This is a genomic window from Nocardia sp. IBHARD005, assembly GCF_052814245.1.
The window spans coordinates 1,926,924-1,942,078 of record NZ_CP199935.1 but is presented as its reverse complement, the minus strand read 5'-3'; the positions used below and the strand labels follow the sequence as shown (position 1 = coordinate 1,942,078).

The 15,155-nt window shown below is 67.6% G+C and carries 17 protein-coding genes; 5 read left to right on the top strand and 12 right to left on the bottom strand.

Features of this window, described 5'->3' with window-relative positions; all coding sequences use genetic code 11:
• Positions 1-123 precede the first annotated feature (123 nt).
• Both ACTWPB_RS09095 and ACTWPB_RS09090 read left to right on the top strand, forming a co-directional pair.
• On the top strand, positions 124-1,752 hold the full coding sequence (locus tag ACTWPB_RS09095; protein WP_446225227.1) for an Rv0361 family membrane protein: 1,629 nt from the start codon (positions 124-126) through the stop codon (positions 1,750-1,752).
• 98 nt (positions 1,753-1,850) lie between these two features.
• Entirely contained in the window at positions 1,851-2,903 is a 1,053-nt protein-coding gene (locus ACTWPB_RS09090) for a fused (3R)-hydroxyacyl-ACP dehydratase subunits HadA/HadB (RefSeq protein ID WP_446225226.1), read from the top strand.
• A 30-nt stretch (positions 2,904-2,933) separates the two neighbouring features.
• Here ACTWPB_RS09090 and ACTWPB_RS09085 read toward each other — a convergent pair whose 3' ends face one another.
• The 4 genes from ACTWPB_RS09085 to ACTWPB_RS09070 are packed head-to-tail and all read right to left on the bottom strand — an operon-like array spanning position 2,934 to position 6,271.
• The gene (locus ACTWPB_RS09085) at positions 2,934-4,052 is read right to left on the bottom strand and encodes a BTAD domain-containing putative transcriptional regulator (RefSeq protein WP_446225225.1); all 1,119 of its coding nucleotides are present in this window, start codon (positions 4,050-4,052) and stop codon (positions 2,934-2,936) included.
• Positions 4,053-4,082: 30 nt separating this feature from the next.
• Positions 4,083-5,120: a class II fructose-bisphosphate aldolase gene (gene fbaA / locus ACTWPB_RS09080; RefSeq protein WP_446225224.1), complete on the bottom strand. Its 1,038-nt coding sequence runs from the start codon at positions 5,118-5,120 to the stop codon at positions 4,083-4,085.
• A gap of 51 nt (positions 5,121-5,171) precedes the next feature.
• Positions 5,172-5,660, bottom strand: a complete 489-nt coding sequence (locus ACTWPB_RS09075; RefSeq protein WP_446226278.1) for a zinc ribbon domain-containing protein — start codon at positions 5,658-5,660, stop codon at positions 5,172-5,174.
• A 14-nt stretch (positions 5,661-5,674) separates the two neighbouring features.
• On the bottom strand, positions 5,675-6,271 hold the full coding sequence (locus ACTWPB_RS09070) for a helix-turn-helix domain-containing protein (RefSeq protein WP_446225223.1): 597 nt from the start codon (positions 6,269-6,271) through the stop codon (positions 5,675-5,677).
• A 260-nt stretch (positions 6,272-6,531) separates the two neighbouring features.
• Here ACTWPB_RS09070 and ACTWPB_RS09065 point away from each other — a divergent pair, with 260 nt between their 5' ends.
• Together ACTWPB_RS09065 and ACTWPB_RS09060 are read left to right on the top strand one after the other, a co-directional pair.
• Positions 6,532-7,188 (top strand): DedA family protein, encoded by a 657-nt coding sequence (locus ACTWPB_RS09065; RefSeq protein ID WP_446226277.1) that lies wholly within the window; start codon positions 6,532-6,534, stop codon positions 7,186-7,188.
• Positions 7,189-7,221: 33 nt separating this feature from the next.
• Complete coding sequence (locus ACTWPB_RS09060) at positions 7,222-7,887, top strand: DedA family protein (protein ID WP_446226276.1); 666 nt, start codon at positions 7,222-7,224, stop codon at positions 7,885-7,887.
• Between the two features lies 1 nt (position 7,888).
• On the opposite strand, the gene ACTWPB_RS09055 is transcribed toward ACTWPB_RS09060, so the two are convergent.
• The 3 genes from ACTWPB_RS09055 to ACTWPB_RS09045 form a co-directional block, all read right to left on the bottom strand.
• Positions 7,889-8,980: a glycoside hydrolase family 76 protein gene (locus ACTWPB_RS09055; protein WP_446226275.1), complete on the bottom strand. Its 1,092-nt coding sequence runs from the start codon at positions 8,978-8,980 to the stop codon at positions 7,889-7,891.
• 131 nt (positions 8,981-9,111) lie between these two features.
• Complete coding sequence (locus tag ACTWPB_RS09050) at positions 9,112-9,777, bottom strand: TrmH family RNA methyltransferase (protein WP_446225222.1); 666 nt, start codon at positions 9,775-9,777, stop codon at positions 9,112-9,114.
• Between the two features lie 21 nt (positions 9,778-9,798).
• Positions 9,799-10,101 (bottom strand): DUF4190 domain-containing protein, encoded by a 303-nt coding sequence (locus tag ACTWPB_RS09045; protein WP_446225221.1) that lies wholly within the window; start codon positions 10,099-10,101, stop codon positions 9,799-9,801.
• A 72-nt stretch (positions 10,102-10,173) separates the two neighbouring features.
• Here ACTWPB_RS09045 and ACTWPB_RS09040 point away from each other — a divergent pair, with 72 nt between their 5' ends.
• Complete coding sequence (locus tag ACTWPB_RS09040) at positions 10,174-10,620, top strand: hypothetical protein (RefSeq protein ID WP_446225220.1); 447 nt, start codon at positions 10,174-10,176, stop codon at positions 10,618-10,620.
• Between the two features lie 72 nt (positions 10,621-10,692).
• Here the strand turns inward: ACTWPB_RS09040 and ACTWPB_RS09035 are convergent, their stop codons facing one another.
• The 5 genes from ACTWPB_RS09035 to ACTWPB_RS09015 form a co-directional block, all read right to left on the bottom strand.
• Positions 10,693-11,691 carry an alpha/beta hydrolase gene (locus ACTWPB_RS09035; protein WP_446225219.1) on the bottom strand — a complete coding sequence of 333 codons (999 nt, stop codon included), beginning with the start codon at positions 11,689-11,691 and terminating at the stop codon, positions 10,693-10,695.
• A 171-nt stretch (positions 11,692-11,862) separates the two neighbouring features.
• Positions 11,863-12,597 carry a lysoplasmalogenase gene (locus tag ACTWPB_RS09030; protein WP_446225218.1) on the bottom strand — a complete coding sequence of 245 codons (735 nt, stop codon included), beginning with the start codon at positions 12,595-12,597 and terminating at the stop codon, positions 11,863-11,865.
• A 1-nt stretch (position 12,598) separates the two neighbouring features.
• Positions 12,599-13,657, bottom strand: coding sequence for a beta-ketoacyl-ACP synthase 3 (locus ACTWPB_RS09025; protein WP_446225217.1), 1,059 nt, complete (start codon positions 13,655-13,657; stop codon positions 12,599-12,601).
• A gap of 69 nt (positions 13,658-13,726) precedes the next feature.
• Entirely contained in the window at positions 13,727-14,290 is a 564-nt protein-coding gene (gene pyrE / locus ACTWPB_RS09020) for an orotate phosphoribosyltransferase (RefSeq protein ID WP_378764439.1), read from the bottom strand.
• Positions 14,291-14,295: 5 nt separating this feature from the next.
• The gene (locus tag ACTWPB_RS09015; protein WP_446226274.1) at positions 14,296-15,054 is read right to left on the bottom strand and encodes an SDR family NAD(P)-dependent oxidoreductase; all 759 of its coding nucleotides are present in this window, start codon (positions 15,052-15,054) and stop codon (positions 14,296-14,298) included.
• Between the last annotated feature and the right edge of the window lie 101 nt (positions 15,055-15,155).

Here is a 15,155-nt window from a genome sequence, read left to right as displayed (position 1 = left end):
TTGGCTGGGTTGGTGCAAGGGCTGCCCGGCGGGAACCGGGACGACCAGGCGGATTCTTCGTGGCCGAGGCCTCATGACGAGCAGGGCCCCGACCTCGCCGGACCGGACGCAGCGACGACCGCGATGTCGATTCCTGGGCGGAATCCGGCAGCGGGGCGTGGCGGTTCGGCCGATGACCAAACGGTGAAGTTCGGTGGCGCCAAGGCGAAGTCGGCGCAGGCGGATGTGCCGACCGCTGGGATGGACAAGGCCGATCTAGCCGAGGCCTCGGAGGCGAAGTCCGACAAGGCATCCACGCCGAGCGACACGACCGCGCGCGGCTCGATCGCCGGCGCAGCGGCAGCGGGCAGCGGATCCGACGATCCGTCAGATCCGCGGAGCTCGATGTCGACCGCCGATCGCGGCCCTGGCACGCGCGCACACGACGGTGACAGCCACACAAACGGCACGGAAGCTACCGCAGCCGAAGCTGTTTCGAGTGTGTCTGCCGCCGCCGGTCCGAAGGGTGATCCGACTGCCGCTGTAGACGCGGGGTCCGAGGCCGGCTCGGCCACGGCCGCACAATCAGGGGCCGCTTGGTCCGAGGTCGCGGGAGCGGGTGACCCGCGGGGCGACAAACCGGTCGACGTCGACGCGACCGAGAAGTTCCAAACGGCTGGGCCGAAGGTCGGCGGTCCCGCTTCCGAGGATCAGACCGTGGCGATGCGCGTGGCGAACTCGGCGGATGCGCCGACCACCGCCATGCCGGTGCAGCCGAAGACCGCCGGTCCGGGCGGAACCGATCGGGTGGTGCCGCCTGCCGGTGGACGGCCCGCGATGACCCCGCCGCCGAATACGCCGCGTGGTCCGGCAGGGCCACGCCAGGCCGGCCAACAAGGGCCTGCCGGGCCCGGCCAGTTCGGGCAGGGCCAGCCCCCGGCTGGTCCGGCCCAGCACGGGCAGGCAGGCCTCGGCCAGCACGGGCCAGCGGGTCCGGGTCAGCTCGGACCGGCGGCGCGCAATCAGCAAGGACCCCGTCCCGGTGGACCGGAGCAGCTTGGACCTGCCGTTCCCGGACAACAGGGCCCCGACCGGGCGGGGCCGACGGGCCCCGGTCCACAAGGCCCCCGCGGTGCAGCGCAGCAGGGCGTCGAGGAGACGCAGCCTTCGCCGCCGCGCGGACCGGGTGCCCCGCAGCGCACGGGTGGATCGGCACCTTCGCCCGCGGATATCCAGCCGACTCGCCCCGCACAGCAGTTGGCGGAGGGGCAGCGACAGGTGGCAGCGCCCCAGCGAATCGGGACGCCGGGTGAGGCACCCGCGGAACCCGGTGCGAAGCGGTCACAGAAGTGGCTGCTCACCGCCGGTGGCGCCGCGGTGCTGGTGGTCGCCCTGATCGCGGCAGTGGTGGTGTTGATAGGCGGTGCCGACAATTCGCCTGAAGGACAGGTGAAGGCGGTCATCGGGGACTACACCGACGCACTGCGCAGCGGTGATCTCGAGGACCTGCGGGCCAGCACGTGTGGCGAGCTGCACGCGTTCTATCAGGACATCACTGCCGAACAGTTCAAGGGCGTGCACGAGGTCTCGACCGAGCGCGGTTCCATTCCGGTGGTCGACAGCGTGGACGCGGTGCGGATCACCGGCGACACCGCGCTGGCCCAGGCCACGGTGTACACCACGGCGGATCCGTCGAAGCGGACCGCGCGGACGTTCGACCTGCAGCGCACCGACGGTAGCTGGAAGGTGTGCGACCCCGCGGGTACCCCCTGATCGTGCGTTGACCCGTCGTAGCGGACACATCTGACTGCTATGACGGGTCACACATAACTGGTGATCCAGATGGGTAAACAAGTAAAGTTTTCCGGATCATGAGCAGGGAACAGACAGTGGAGCAGCCGGACATCGACGCTGTGGTCCCGGATGCGACGCTGGTTGGTCAGCGCTTCGGGTTCCGCGATCACTACGAAATCGGCCGCGAGAAGATCCGGGAATTCGCCAGGGCGGTGCAGAATCTGCACCCCGCCCATCAGCAGGAAGTCGACGCGCGCAAGCTCGGCTATGACGGGGTGATCGCCCCGCCGACCTTCGCCTCGGTGATCGGCATGACCGCCACCCGCGCCCTGCTCGACACCGTGCTCACCGAGTACGACCTGTCGCAGGTGCTGCAGACCGACCAGGTCTTCGAGCTGTTCCACCCGATGCTGGCCGGCGACCGGATCAGCACCGAGATCGAGATCGAGTCGATCCGTCAGTTCGGCGACAACGACTTCATCAACGTCGGCTTCAAGCTGCGCAACCAGCACGACCAGGTCGCCGTGCAGGGCACCACCACGATCGTGGCCCGCCGCGGCATCGAGGTCGACGCCAATATCGTCGAGGCCGTCGAGAACATCAGCATGCAGCCCCGCCCCGACACCGTCACCGACACCGGCGACGTGCTGATCCGCCGCACCGGCCCCGCCCCCGAGCTGCTCGCGCGCGAACCCGTCGCGGTCAACACCACCCCCGAATTCGACACCCTGGCAAAGGGAACCGAGCTCCCGCCCGCCACCGCCCGCCTGACCCGCGGCGACCTGGCCAACTACGCGGGCGTCTCCGGCGACCCCAACCCGATCCACTACAGCGACCGCGCCGCCGAGCTGGCCGGGCTGCCCACCGTGGTGGCCCACGGCCTGCTCACCATGGGCCTGGCCGCGCAGTACCTGACCGATTGGCTGGGCGACCCGACTGCCATCGAGAAGCTGAGCGTCCGGTTCTCGGGGTTCGTTCCGGTTCCGCCCGCCGAAGCCGGCGTGATCGAGTTCTCCGGAAAGATCAAGTCGGTCGATCCCGGTCGCCGCGCGGCGACGGTGCTGTTGAGCGGAGTTTCCGAGGGCCGCAAGCTCTTCGGCCGGGCAGTGGCTGAGATCCGGCTGACCTGACCGCCGCCCCGGGAATTCAGCGGGCAGCCGCTACGCCACGGCGATAAAGATCAAAACGGTTCCGCCGATACGGATTACGTCCCCATCGGCCAACAGCGCGCCATTGTCGATCGGCACCTCGTTCACATAAACCCCGTTGGCGGAGTGCAGATCCTTGATCAGCAGACCGGCCCGGCTCGGCATGATGTGCGCGTGATACCGGCTGGCCTTCGGATCATCGAGGACCAGTTCGTTATCGGTCATGCGGCCGATCCTGATGCCGCCGTGGGGAATCGGCAGCGTGCGGCCGTCGGCGAAACGCAGATTGCCGTTGCGGATCGACTGCGGCACCTCGGTGACGGTCTCGGTCATCGCCGCGGCCACCTGATCAGATCGCCTGGACGCCAACACATTCAACGGTTCCTGCCGCAGAACCCGCTGCTCCAGCTCGATCAAGGCCGCGCCGGGATCGATCCCCAGTTCCTCGGCCAGCACCCCACGCACCCGCCGGCACGCCTCCAGAGCGTCCGCCTGCCGCCCGGACAGAGACAGCGCGGTGATCAACTGTCCCCACAGCGGCTCGCGCAGCGGATGCTCGTTGGTCATCGACACCAACTCGCCGATCACCGAAGACGCCCGACCGCAGGCGATCTCAGCGTCCACGCGGGCGGAAACGGCGAGTAGCCGTTCCTCGTTCATCGCGGTGGCAAAACCGTCGGCGAACTGCAATCCGGCCAGGTCGGCCAGCGCCCGCCCGGTCCATTCCCGCAGTGCCGCGCCGAAGAGATTGGCGGCACCGGGGTGGTCACCCACGTCGAGACACCTCGAACCCGCTTCGCGCGCGCTCTCGAACCGTCCGAGATCACAGGCGGTATCCGGGATTTCGAGCCGATACCCCGCACCCTCGGTCCGCAATACCTGCGCCGAATCGATCCCCGCATTGCGCAGCGCTTTGCGGATGTTCGACACGAACACCTGCAGACTGGCGGCGTAGGAATCCGGTGGATCCTCGTTCCAGACCATCTCGGCAAGCACAGCAGAAGACACCGCGCGCCGCCTGTTGACGGTGAGCGCGGCAAGAAGAGCGCGCGGCTTGGGCCCGCCGACCGCTACCGGCTCACCGCCGACGAGCAATCGGACGGGCCCGAGCACACGGACATCAAGACTCATGAGCTCGGGCCCCGTTTGCTGGTGCGAAAATCAGGAACCGCTGACGGAGCGACCGGCCGACTTCAGGTCGTTGCAGGCCTCGGCCACGCGCTCGGCCATCGAGGTCTCGGCCTTCTTGAGGTAGCTGCGCGGGTCGTAGACCTTCTTGTTGCCGACCTCACCGTCGATCTTCAGCACACCGTCGTAGTTGGCGAACAAGTGACCGGCGATCGGGCGGGTGAAGGCGTACTGGGTGTCGGTGTCGACGTTCATCTTCACCACGCCGTAGCGCAGCGAGTCCTCGATCTCGGACTTCAGCGAGCCCGAGCCACCGTGGAAGACGAAGTCGAACGGCTGCGCACCCGCGGCCAGGCCGAGCTTGGCGGCCGCGACGCGCTGGCCCTCGGCCAGCACCTCGGGCTTGAGCACCACGTTGCCCGGCTTGTACACACCGTGCACATTGCCGAAGGTGGCCGCGAGCAGGTACTTGCCGTTCTCGCCACCGCCCAGCGCGTCGATGGTCTTCTCGAAGTCCTCGGGCGAGGTGTAGAGCTTGTCGTTGATCTCGGCCTCGACGCCGTCTTCCTCGCCGCCGACGACACCGATCTCGACCTCGAGAATGATGTTGGCCGACTGACAGGCCTTCAGCAGTTCCTTGGCGATTTCGAGGTTCTCGTCGATCGGGATGGCCGAGCCGTCCCACATGTGCGACTGGAACAGCGGGTTCAGGCCGTTGTTCACGCGCTCCTGCGAGATCGCGATCAGCGGACGCACGTAGGTGTCCAGCTTGTCCTTGGGGCAGTGATCGGTGTGCAGCGCGATCGTCACGTCGTAGCGCGCGGCGACGATGTGCGCGAACTCGGCCAGTGCCACCGCGCCGGTGACCATGTCCTTCACACCGAGGCCCGAACCGAACTCGGCGCCACCGGTGGAGAACTGGATGATGCCGTCACTGCCCGCGTCGGCGAAGCCCTTGATGGCGGCGTTGATCGTCTCCGACGAAGTGCAGTTGATAGCCGGGAACGCGAACGAGTGCGCCTTGGCCCGGCCGAGCATCTCGGCGTAGACCTCCGGGGTCGCGATAGGCACAGCAGTGACCTCCGTCTTGTGGGGAACATAAACATTCTGTCAGGCCACACCCTAAATTACAGCGTGTCCGAACACTTGTTTGCATCCGGACACCGCCCTTCCCGGGCGTCCGCAGCTCACACCAGGCGTGGTGTGAGTATCGGTTCCCGCGTCGACCGGGACGGTTTCACCGATGCCCAGAGGGTTTCGGTCAGCGCCTTCCCGTCGGCGGACATTGGTGACCCGGCCCCCTGCGCGGGGGTCCGGGGATCGTGGAAAGCTCTGGTCAGTCGTCGGCCACACGGCAAGATTGATCGCCGCGTTGTGGTCACGGTCGGCTCGAAACCCACACCCGCAGACGAATATCCGATCCGCTAACGTCAGGGTGGGGTTGATCGTCGCGCAGGCCGAACACCGCTTGCTCGACGGATACCACCGGTCCGCGGTGACGACCGTGCCGCTACGCCACGCCTGTTTGTAGGTCAACAGCCGGGCGAAGTCGGCCCATCCGGCGTCGCTGATCGCGCGAGCCACATGATGATTGCCGAGCGCCCCCGCCACGTTCAAATCTTCGATCACAAGCCGGTCGTGGGTTTTGACCAGCCTGTTGGCGACGGGATCACACCGATTCCGGGCAGGGTCACCGACCGGGCGGTGTCGTTGTCGCCGACCCGGACCGTCGACCGTCCGCCTTTGGGGTGTTTGTTGCGGATCCGGAACGATGGCGTGGTCTTGTGCTTCTTCTTGAAGCGGGGGAACCCGACCCGTTGACCCGCGCGCCTACCGGTACGGGAGTCCGAGAACGCCGCCAGGCCGCGTCCGCAGTCCACGGCGGCCTCTTCGAATACTTGCTGGCACACCTGGGTGCGCCACTTCAACCCGGTTACCTGGATCTCTGCGACTCCGTCGGGGCAGACGGCGAAGACTCGTCCAGCGGCTTCGGTCTTCTTCCAGGCGTTGAATGCGTTGATCAGGTCGAACCGGTTCCAGGGGACCGGGTGTTGCGGGTTGGTTTTGCGGTGGTCGAGGGCGGTTCTGACGAAGTGGAGACTTTGGTTGAACGCGAACCGGGACGCACCGGCATGCCGCGCGAGCACGTCGGACTGCTCGACGGTGGGGTCGAGGCAGTATCGGAAAGTGGTGTGGCGGCCCATCATCGAGGAGTGTGACACAGGCCACTGTCGTGATTGAACGCGGACAGCCAGACGGAACCCAGGCTCTCGATCGGTAGGATTCAGGCTCGGGCTGGACGCGGCGGGCACAGTGTCTCGGTGGTGCTCTCAGGAAGGCGAGAGCGGTATCACCGGGTGGCGAGGTTCACCCGCAGGGCACTCATGTCACAGATCGGACCGGTACTGTGGGGGCCGTGACTTTGCTGGCGGTATCCGATGCGGTGACGAACAACCTTGCGTTGACCCAGTTGCTGGACCCGATGTATCTACTCCAGCAAACCTGGCTGAAGAACGCGGTGCTACCGGCCATCCTGGCGATTGTGTTCATCGAGACGGGTTTGCTGTTCCCGTTGCTGCCCGGTGACTCGCTGCTGTTCACCGGCGGCATGCTCGCGGCGCAGCCGGGCTCGACCCTCTCGATCTGGGTGCTCGTGCCGCTGGTGATTCTCACCGCATTCGCCGGCGACCAGTGTGCGTATTGGATCGGCCGCAAGATCGGTCCGGCCATCTTCAAGAAGGAAGACAGCCGCTTCTTCAAGAAGCACTACGTCACCGAGACGCACGAGTTCTTCGAGAAGCACGGCCCCAAGACCATCATCCTGGCCAGGTTCGTGCCGATCGTGCGCACGTTCATGCCGGTGCTGGCCGGTGTGTCGCAGATGAGCTACCGCAAGTATGTGGCGTTCGACATCGTCGGCGCGGTGCTGTGGGGTGGCGGCGTCACGGTGATCGGCTACTTCCTCGGCAATGTGCCGTTCATCCGCGACCACGTCGAAGCGATCTTCCTGCTGATCGTGTTCGTCTCGATCCTGCCCGCGATCATCACGGTCGGTAAGAAGGTGCTCGAGCGCCGCAACGCACCGGCCACGCCGGCGCAGAGCGGCGAGCTGGCGGCTTCGACGAACGAGACGCACTGATCCGGCGTGACCGCAGTACCGTCGACCCTCGCTATGGGTAGCTTCGATCCGCTGATCTCGGCAGGCCCCGCTGTGGTCTGCACGGTGGTGCTCGTTTTCGTCTTTCTCGAATGTGCGTTCATCATCGGACTGTTCCTGCCCGGCGATTCGATGCTGATCACCGCAGGCATCGTGCTGGCCTCGCACGCCAATGGCGAAGCGCAGGTCTGGGCGTTGTCGGTGGGCACAATGCTCGCGGCGATCGCGGGTAATCAAGTGGGTTATGTCGTCGGGGCGCGTACCGGGCATCGCGTGGTGGCGCGCAAGAACGGCCGCTACATCAACACCAGGAATCTGGCCAAGGTCACCGATCTGCTCGAACGGCACGGGTTCCTCGCGGTGCTCGTGGCCCGCTGGATTCCGTGGGTGCGCACACTGTGCCCGATGGTGGCGGGCGCGGCCGGGATGGATCATCGGCGCTACACCGTCGCCAGCACGCTGGGCGCGATCATCTGGGCGCCGGTGCTGTTGTTGATCGGGTATTACGCGGGCGAGTTCCTCGAGCAAGTGCCGTGGCTCATGCCCGCCGTGATCGGCACGCTGATCGTCGGTCTGATCATCGGCACCGTGCTCGGTATCCGGCACTACCGCCAGGAGATGGCGAAGCCGGTCGAGGATTACGACCTCGAGCCCAGCATCACGGCCGACGCCGAGCGCTGAGTTACAGTCCGGCCGCGCTGACCTGGTAGGCCGCTTCCATCAGCATCCAGCCGGACAGCTGCACGGATAAGTCGCGTTCCGGCACAGCCGAGGCCGTCACCGAACCGCCCGCGGTGAACTTGCCCGCGCCCGCGGTGCCGCCGGGAAGCCGGGCCGGTTTGCTCCAGTCGTGCCCGAACAGCGGCTCGCCCTCCACCTCTAGCCGATTGGCCCAGGCGGCCGTGGCCGAGGCTTTGACGATGGCCGCGGCGGTGCGCCGATCGGTGTCGGCCTGCTTGCCCTCGCCCGGCAACATCAGGGCGACCACCGCGAGATAGCGCGCCAGCACGCCGTTGAACAGACCACCGTCACCGCCGCCGCCACCATTGATCACCAGGCGGGTGGTCATGTGTTCTTCCACGGCGGACAGCAGGGTGCTCACCCGTGCGATGTGCCGGGCGTCGTCGTCGGTATGCACGGCCAGCTCGGCCTCCAAACCGAGGACGACACCCTGGCAGTAGCTGAACACGGGGCGTTCGATCTCACCGGAGGGTAGGTGGATACCGTCGAGGATCAGGCCGGATTCGGGGTCACGGAGGGTGGCGTCGAGCCAGTCGGCCATCTCTCGCGCGCGCTCCACGCGGCCGAGGCGTAAGAGCGCGATGCCCGCCGGGCCGTTGGCGGGCGCGTTGAAGAAGTCCGATTTGATCCGCCACGGAATGCCGCCGCCGACCTCTGGTTCCCAGGCGCCATAAAGCTTCTGTTCGAGGGCGAGGAGTCCACTGCGGGCCGAGGTGAGCTCCTGGGTGCGCTCGGCGCGTTCCAGGGCGATGGCCAGCCAGGCCATGTCGTCGTAGTAGCGGTTGGTCCAGCCGGTGATGTTGCGCAGCCGGATGCCGCGGGCGATAGCGCCGATGCGCCTGCGCCGTGCGGGGGTCGGGACGCGGTTGGCGGCGTCGACCGCCACGTCGAGCAGGTGGGCCTGCCACCAGTAGTGCCAGCCCGCGAAGGCCCGTTCGCGGCGGGTCGCCGGCCAGCCGACAACACCCAATTCCGTTCCCGGACAACCCCACAGCATGCGCAGGTGCCGCGAGACGATCGCGGACTCGGCCATATCGGCACGCTCGGACCACAGCGCCGGGGTGGGCACGGATCCGGCACGATCAGAGGGCTGGGGGCGCCGGCCGCTGCGCGAGGTCATGGCTCCATGGTGCCAGGTGGTACCGACAATCCGTGCCCATTCCGTTACCAGGCCGCGGACAGATCGGCGTGTTGACGGATCCAGGCGTGCATGGCGATGCCCGCGGCGACACCGGCGTTGATGCTGCGGGTGGAGCCGAACTGGGCAATCGAAACAGTCAGCGCCGCTGCGTCTTTCGCGTCGTCGCTGACGCCGGGGCCCTCCTGCCCGAACAGCAGCAGGCACTCGCGTGGCAGGTCGGCGGTTTCGAGTGGGACCGCGCCGGGCACGTTGTCGACGGCTACCACCGTCAGCCCCTCGCGCGCGGCGAACTCCCGCAGTTCGGCGAGGTCGCTGTGGTGGACGAGGTGCTGGTAGCGATCGGTGACCATGGCGCCGCGGCGGTTCCAGCGCCGCCTGCCGACGATGTGCACCGCCGCGGCGGCGAAGGCGTTGGCGGTGCGCACAACGGTGCCGATATTGGCGTCGTGGCCGAAGTTCTCGATGGCCACGTGGAACGGGAACCGGCGGGCGTCGATGTCGGCGACGATCGCCTCGCGGGTCCAGTAGCGGTAGGCGTCGACGACATTGCGGCGGTCGCCCTCGGCCAGCAGGACGGGGTCGTAGCGGGCGTCGGTGGGGACCGGGGTGTCGTATTCCTGCGCCCACGGACCGAGGCCGTGCGGGTGCTCGCCCCACTCGGTCGGGCCCGCGACCTCTTGTTCATTCACCCGGCCATGCTAGGTGGGGGCTCAGTAGGTCGAGGAATCGGCCGTCGCCGCCAGGAGGATCACGACACCGATCGTCAGCACGACGTACAGGCCGAGGACAGAGGTCCCGACGATGCCCATGATGTAACCCGCGTTGGCCTGCGAGCGGCCGCCGAACTGTCCGCCGGAGCCATCGATCTCGGCCACGACCTTGCGACCCTTCAGCCAGGCGAATGGGGCGCAGAAGCCGCACAGGGCAAGTCCGAGGATGCCGAGAATGAGGACCGTGTTCGACTCGGGATGCTCGGGCGGGCGTGGGTAATAGCCCTGGGGCGGATAGCTCATCGGCCAAGCGTAATCGCGGCGGCCGCGCGACGCTTACCCTGGAGGAACACCGACTTGCGGGTGGTGAGCGAGATGGATCATGAGCGGGTATTCCGGGCGCTGATCGGCGTCGTGGCGGGGTATCTGATCGCGCTCGCGGTGTGGCTGGCGTGGTTGGCACCGCACGCACCGCCGGGCACGGCGCCGTATCAGGTGATGATCATGGTCGGGTTGTTCGGCTCGGCGTGCGGGATCGCGATGACGTGGGCTTCGATGCCGACGCGGGCGGATCGGCGGTTGCGCAAGCACGGGCTGGAGGGGTGGGCGCGGATCGACGGGGTGCATCCGTTGAGCCGGACCGATCACGCGAGCGAGCTGACCGAGTTCGATGTGGAGCTCACCGTGCCGGGGGCCGAGAGCTATCACGGGACGATCGTGGTGGATGTGATGCCGGTGCACAAGCCGAGAATGGTTGTGGGAGAGACGGTTCCGATTCGCGTCGACCCGCAGGACCGAGATCGGATCATCCTGGTGCTGTGAGGATGGGCCTTGCCCGACCGCACCCTGGCAGCACAGCCCGAATCGAGCGGGAACGGTGCGCGCGTCCAGACGCTATGCGGGTGCGGACCCCGCCGTCTGGACGGATGCGCGTTCAACCGATGGCACGGGCGCTGATTCGAGCTTGGGCTCGGGCGAGGGGAGGCCGACGATGGGACGGCCGCGGCGGAGGGTGCGCTGCCAGCGGAGAGGGTCGAAGACAGCCGGGGCAGTTTCTTCGATAAAGGCGCGGATCAGTTCGACGAAGCGGTTGGGGTCGAAGTGGTGAGGGAAATGGCCTGCGCCCGCGAAGATCTCGATGCGGCTGCCGGGAAAGGCCCGGTGCGCGCGAGCGGCGTGGCCCGACGGGATGACGGTGTCGCGGGTGCCGCCGATGACCAGCGTCGGGAGGTGGGCGGCGAGGTAGCCGCGGTCGAGCATGGTGATCGTCTGGCCGCGGCGGTCGGCGGCAGCGCGGATGGTGCGCAGGAAGGCGTTGCGGGCGCCCGGTTCGGCGAGATGACCGTAGAGGCGGAGCACGTATTCGGCGTCGGGACCGAGGCCGAGTCCACCCGCCGCCGTCACCACCGGAATCGCGGCGCGCACGGCGGTGCGGACCGGCCAGCTGGTGATCGCCATCAGCGCGGGGCCCGCACCCGCCAGGGTCGCGAGCCGGAACGCGGGGTGCACGCCCGCGCCCATCCCCGCCGGGCAGACCAGCGCGATCCGCTCCACCTTCTCGGGGAACTGATAGGCGAACTGCATCGCGACCCCGCCGCCCAGCGAATGCCCGACCACGGTGATCCGCTCGATGCCGAGGATGCTGAGTAGGTCACGCATGCCGTTGGCGTAAGCCGCCACGGCGTAATCGGCGCGCGGTTTGGCCGATTCACCATGACCGAGCAGGTCGGGCGCGATCACGGTGTAGTGCTCGGCAAGCGCGTCGAACACCGGCGCCCAGGTCCCCGAACTGTCGGTGATCCCATGGATCAGCAGCAGCGGCGGCCCGGTTCCCGCCATCCGGAACGCCCGGCGATACCCGTGCACCTCGATGAACTGCGATTCCCCGGTCATCTTGGAAGCGTGCGCGCGGGCTGTTGCATGGTGACGACACCCAGGTAAGCGCCATGTGACGCATACCCGCCTCTCCGCGATATATGGCTCGGAATACGTGGGGTTGGCGTCTTGCGATCGTGATCGGGTCGGTTGGCTCGTGCCCGATGAGTTACCCATGTGCCGGCGAAATCAGTGGTTGCGGTCTCGAAAGGGGCCCGTGAGCAGATATTGCGCCGCGATGTAGGTTGCCAGGATTACGCCTTCGGTGACTCTGCGGGTGCAGTCGTCATTGGCGAAGAGGCGGCGTAGGACGATCAGACCGTCGGAGACGGTGAACAGTAGGGCACCGGCACCGAGCCGACTACGGGGGTCCGAGTTCGGAATGTTCAGGCCCGCGATATTTTTCGCGTCCGGCGCAAGGGCAGGATCCGAAGCGAGGGTCGCAGCGGTGCCAAGGGTCGCGCCGTACGCGGTGAGCGGGATCGTGAGGCTGGGGGCTTTCGCGCGCAGCAGACCAGCCGCGCCCGCCCACGCCACCACTCTGGGCAGGGCGATCTCGGGGCGGGGGCGGGCGCCTCGTTTCCACCACAGCAGCGAGTAGCCGGTTTGCATGACCGCGAACGATGACGCGCCCGCGATGAGGCGGCGGTCGTCGTCGGGGTGCAGGAGCAGCACGTCGCCGACGGTGGCCGCGGCCAGCGAGCCGAGCAGGATCCGGCGTTCGGCCGGATCGAACTCGACACCGCTGGTCACCGCGTCGGCGGCGAGCAGCGGCATCAGCAGCGGCTTGGCGACCCATTGCAGGCGGTCGCGGCCGGTGACGGCACCGAACACAGTGACCGCCCCCGCCGCCAGGTAGGCGTACCTCCACCTTCGTTGCGGCCGTGCGCGGCTGCGCCCATCAGCGGCGCGCAGCTTTCGCATGTCAGAAGCTCGGTTCCTTCGGGGCGGGCGGCAGGGTAACGACCTGGCCCGCGTAGCTCAGGCCGGCGCCGAAGCCGAGCAGCAGCGCGACCTGACCGCCCTTCGCCTTGCCGGTGACCAGCATTTCCTCGATCGCCAGCGGCACCGAGGCGGCAGAGGTGTTGCCGGAGTTCTCGATGTCGTTGGCGATCGGGACGCCTTCGGCCAGGCCGAGGTTCTTCTTCATCAGTTCGTTGATCCGGGCGTTGGCCTGGTGCGGGACGAACACCTCGATGTCCTCCTTGGCCACGCCGGAGGTCTCGAGTGCCGCCGAGAGCGCGCGCGGCAGGGTGATCGCGGCCCAGCGGAAGACCTTCGGGCCTTGCATGCGCAGCGACATCCTGCCGACCGCCTCGACCGCGGGATCGGTGCCCTGCATGGCCTGAGCCTTGTTCATGTACTCGAAGAAATCGACGTTCTGTGCGATGGCTTCGGCGTTCTCACCGTCGCTGCCCCAGACCGTCGGGGAGATGCCGTTGTCCTCGGCCGGACCGACGACGACAGCGCCCGCGCCGTCACCGAAGATCATCGCGGTGCCGCGGTCGGTGGGGTCGAGGCCGACGGTCATCGTCTCGGCGCCGATCACCAGCACGTAGTCGAAGGAACCGGCGCGGATCAGGTCGGCGGCGACGCCGAGCCCGTAGCAGAAACCACCGCAGCCGGAGGTGAGGTCGAAGGCGGCGACGCCGTTGAGCCCCAGGTCGAAGGCCACCGAAGGGGCGCCGTGCGGGGTGAGCTTGAGCCAGCTCGAGGTGCACAGGACGACCGCGCCGATCTTGGATCGATCGATCGGGGTGTTGTTCAGCGCGCGCTCACCCGCGGCCGCGGCGATCGACCGGATCGTCTCGTCGCCACTGATCCAGCGCCGGTTGTGGATACCGGTGCGCTCGAAGATCCAGTCGGGCGTCGAGTCGAGGGTCTCGCACACTTCGGCGTTGGTGACGATGCGCTGGGGACGGTAGGCACCGATCCCGAGCATCGCAACGTTGTCGCGACCTTTGTTAACTGCAATGCTCACCACAGGTGACTCACACGTCCTTCAGACTTTCCGGACAGACCACGTCGTCGTCCGGGTTCGGCGTTGTTCAGGCTAACCCAGGGCGAGATCGTCGAGGCCGAGGATGGATCGATATTCCAGCCCCTCCTCGGCGATCACCTGGTCAGCGCCGGTTTCCCGGTCGACAACGGTGGCTACGCCGACCACGATCGCACCGGCATCGCGCAGCGCGCGCACCGCGGTGAGCGGCGAATTGCCCGTCGTGGTGGTGTCCTCGACGACGAGCACCCGCTTGCCGACGATGTTGGGGCCCTCGATCTGGCGCTGCATGCCGTGCGCCTTGGCCGCCTTGCGGACCACGAACGCGTCGATCGGGCGGCCCGGCGCGTGCATCACGGCCATCGCGACCGGGTCGGCGCCCATGGTGAGCCCGCCGACGGCGTCGAAGTCCCAGTCTGCGACGAGTTCGCGCAGCAGCGAACCGATCAGCGGGGCGGCCTGGTGGTGCAGGGTCGCGCGGCGCAGGTCGACGTAGTAGTCGGCTTCCTTGCCCGAGGACAGCGTCACCTTGCCGTGCACGACCGCGAGCTCGCGCACGAGGGCGGCCAGCTGGTCGCGATCGGCCTTCGTGAGCGCCTGACGTGCTTGGTCGATCATCTAAGTCATGTCCTTCCGCGTGCGTTGAAGAGTCCGCGATTCATGCGGGCCACCAGGGTGCGCGGGATGAAGCCCGCGACCGCGGTGAGCACCTTGTACTGCACGCCGGGCACGCTGATCACCCGGCCGGAGTCCAGATCATGCAGGCACCCGTCGACGACCTGATCGACGTCGAGCCACAGGCGTTTGGGCAGCGAACTCATCTCGATGCCCGCGCGCTGGTGGAACTCGGTCTGCACGAATCCGGGGCACAGCGCTTGGATGCGGACACCGGTGCCCGCTAATCCACCCGCCAAACCCTCCGTGAAGGATACGACGTAGGCCTTGGAGGCCGAGTAGGTCGACCCCCGTCCGGGGATCAACCCGGCCACACTGGCCACATTCACGATCGACCCGGCGGCCGCCGCGACCATCGACGGCAGCGCGGCCCTGGTGAGCTGAAGGACCGAGGTGACGTTGACGTCGAGCTGGGCCTGCAGCTCCGCTGGCGCGAGCGTCCAGAACTCCCCCGAATGCGCGAAACCCGCGTTGTTGACGAGGAATTGGATGCCTTGGGCGGCACGGTCGGCAACGCGGGCGCGGTCGGCGTCATCGGCCAGATCGGCGACGAGAACCTCGGCCGAGGTGGCGAATCGGCGGGCCAGCTCGTCAGCGAGTCCACGCAGCCGTTCCTCGTTTCTGGCGACGAGAACCAGGTCGTAGCCGAGGGCGGCGAGGCGGTGGGCGAAGCCCTGCCCGATGCCGGACGTCGGTCCGGTGATCATGGCGACGGGGCGGTGTACGCCGGGCAGGGGGACCGGCGACTTCGCTGCGTCCGTGCCCGAGAGACTGTCGAACGCGGGCGAGGCTGTGCCGTCTGAGCGCA

What these genes read in the sequence shown, in the direction of transcription:
- ACTWPB_RS09095 (WP_446225227.1), top strand. Translation starts at nt 124, where the DNA reads ATGTCGATTCCTGGGCGGAATCCGGCAGCGGGGCGTGGCGGTTCGGCC.
- ACTWPB_RS09090 (WP_446225226.1), top strand. Translation starts at nt 1,851, where the DNA reads ATGAGCAGGGAACAGACAGTGGAGCAGCCGGACATCGACGCTGTGGTC.
- ACTWPB_RS09085 (WP_446225225.1), bottom strand. Translation starts at nt 4,052, where the DNA reads ATGAGTCTTGATGTCCGTGTGCTCGGGCCCGTCCGATTGCTCGTCGGC.
- ACTWPB_RS09065 (WP_446226277.1), top strand. Translation starts at nt 6,532, where the DNA reads ATGTATCTACTCCAGCAAACCTGGCTGAAGAACGCGGTGCTACCGGCC.
- ACTWPB_RS09060 (WP_446226276.1), top strand. Translation starts at nt 7,222, where the DNA reads ATGGGTAGCTTCGATCCGCTGATCTCGGCAGGCCCCGCTGTGGTCTGC.
- ACTWPB_RS09055 (WP_446226275.1), bottom strand. Translation starts at nt 8,980, where the DNA reads ATGGCCGAGTCCGCGATCGTCTCGCGGCACCTGCGCATGCTGTGGGGT.
- ACTWPB_RS09045 (WP_446225221.1), bottom strand. Translation starts at nt 10,101, where the DNA reads ATGAGCTATCCGCCCCAGGGCTATTACCCACGCCCGCCCGAGCATCCC.
- ACTWPB_RS09040 (WP_446225220.1), top strand. Translation starts at nt 10,174, where the DNA reads ATGGATCATGAGCGGGTATTCCGGGCGCTGATCGGCGTCGTGGCGGGG.
- ACTWPB_RS09035 (WP_446225219.1), bottom strand. Translation starts at nt 11,691, where the DNA reads ATGACCGGGGAATCGCAGTTCATCGAGGTGCACGGGTATCGCCGGGCG.
- ACTWPB_RS09030 (WP_446225218.1), bottom strand. Translation starts at nt 12,597, where the DNA reads ATGCGAAAGCTGCGCGCCGCTGATGGGCGCAGCCGCGCACGGCCGCAA.
- pyrE (WP_378764439.1), bottom strand. Translation starts at nt 14,290, where the DNA reads ATGATCGACCAAGCACGTCAGGCGCTCACGAAGGCCGATCGCGACCAG.
- ACTWPB_RS09015 (WP_446226274.1), bottom strand. Translation starts at nt 15,054, where the DNA reads ATGATCACCGGACCGACGTCCGGCATCGGGCAGGGCTTCGCCCACCGC.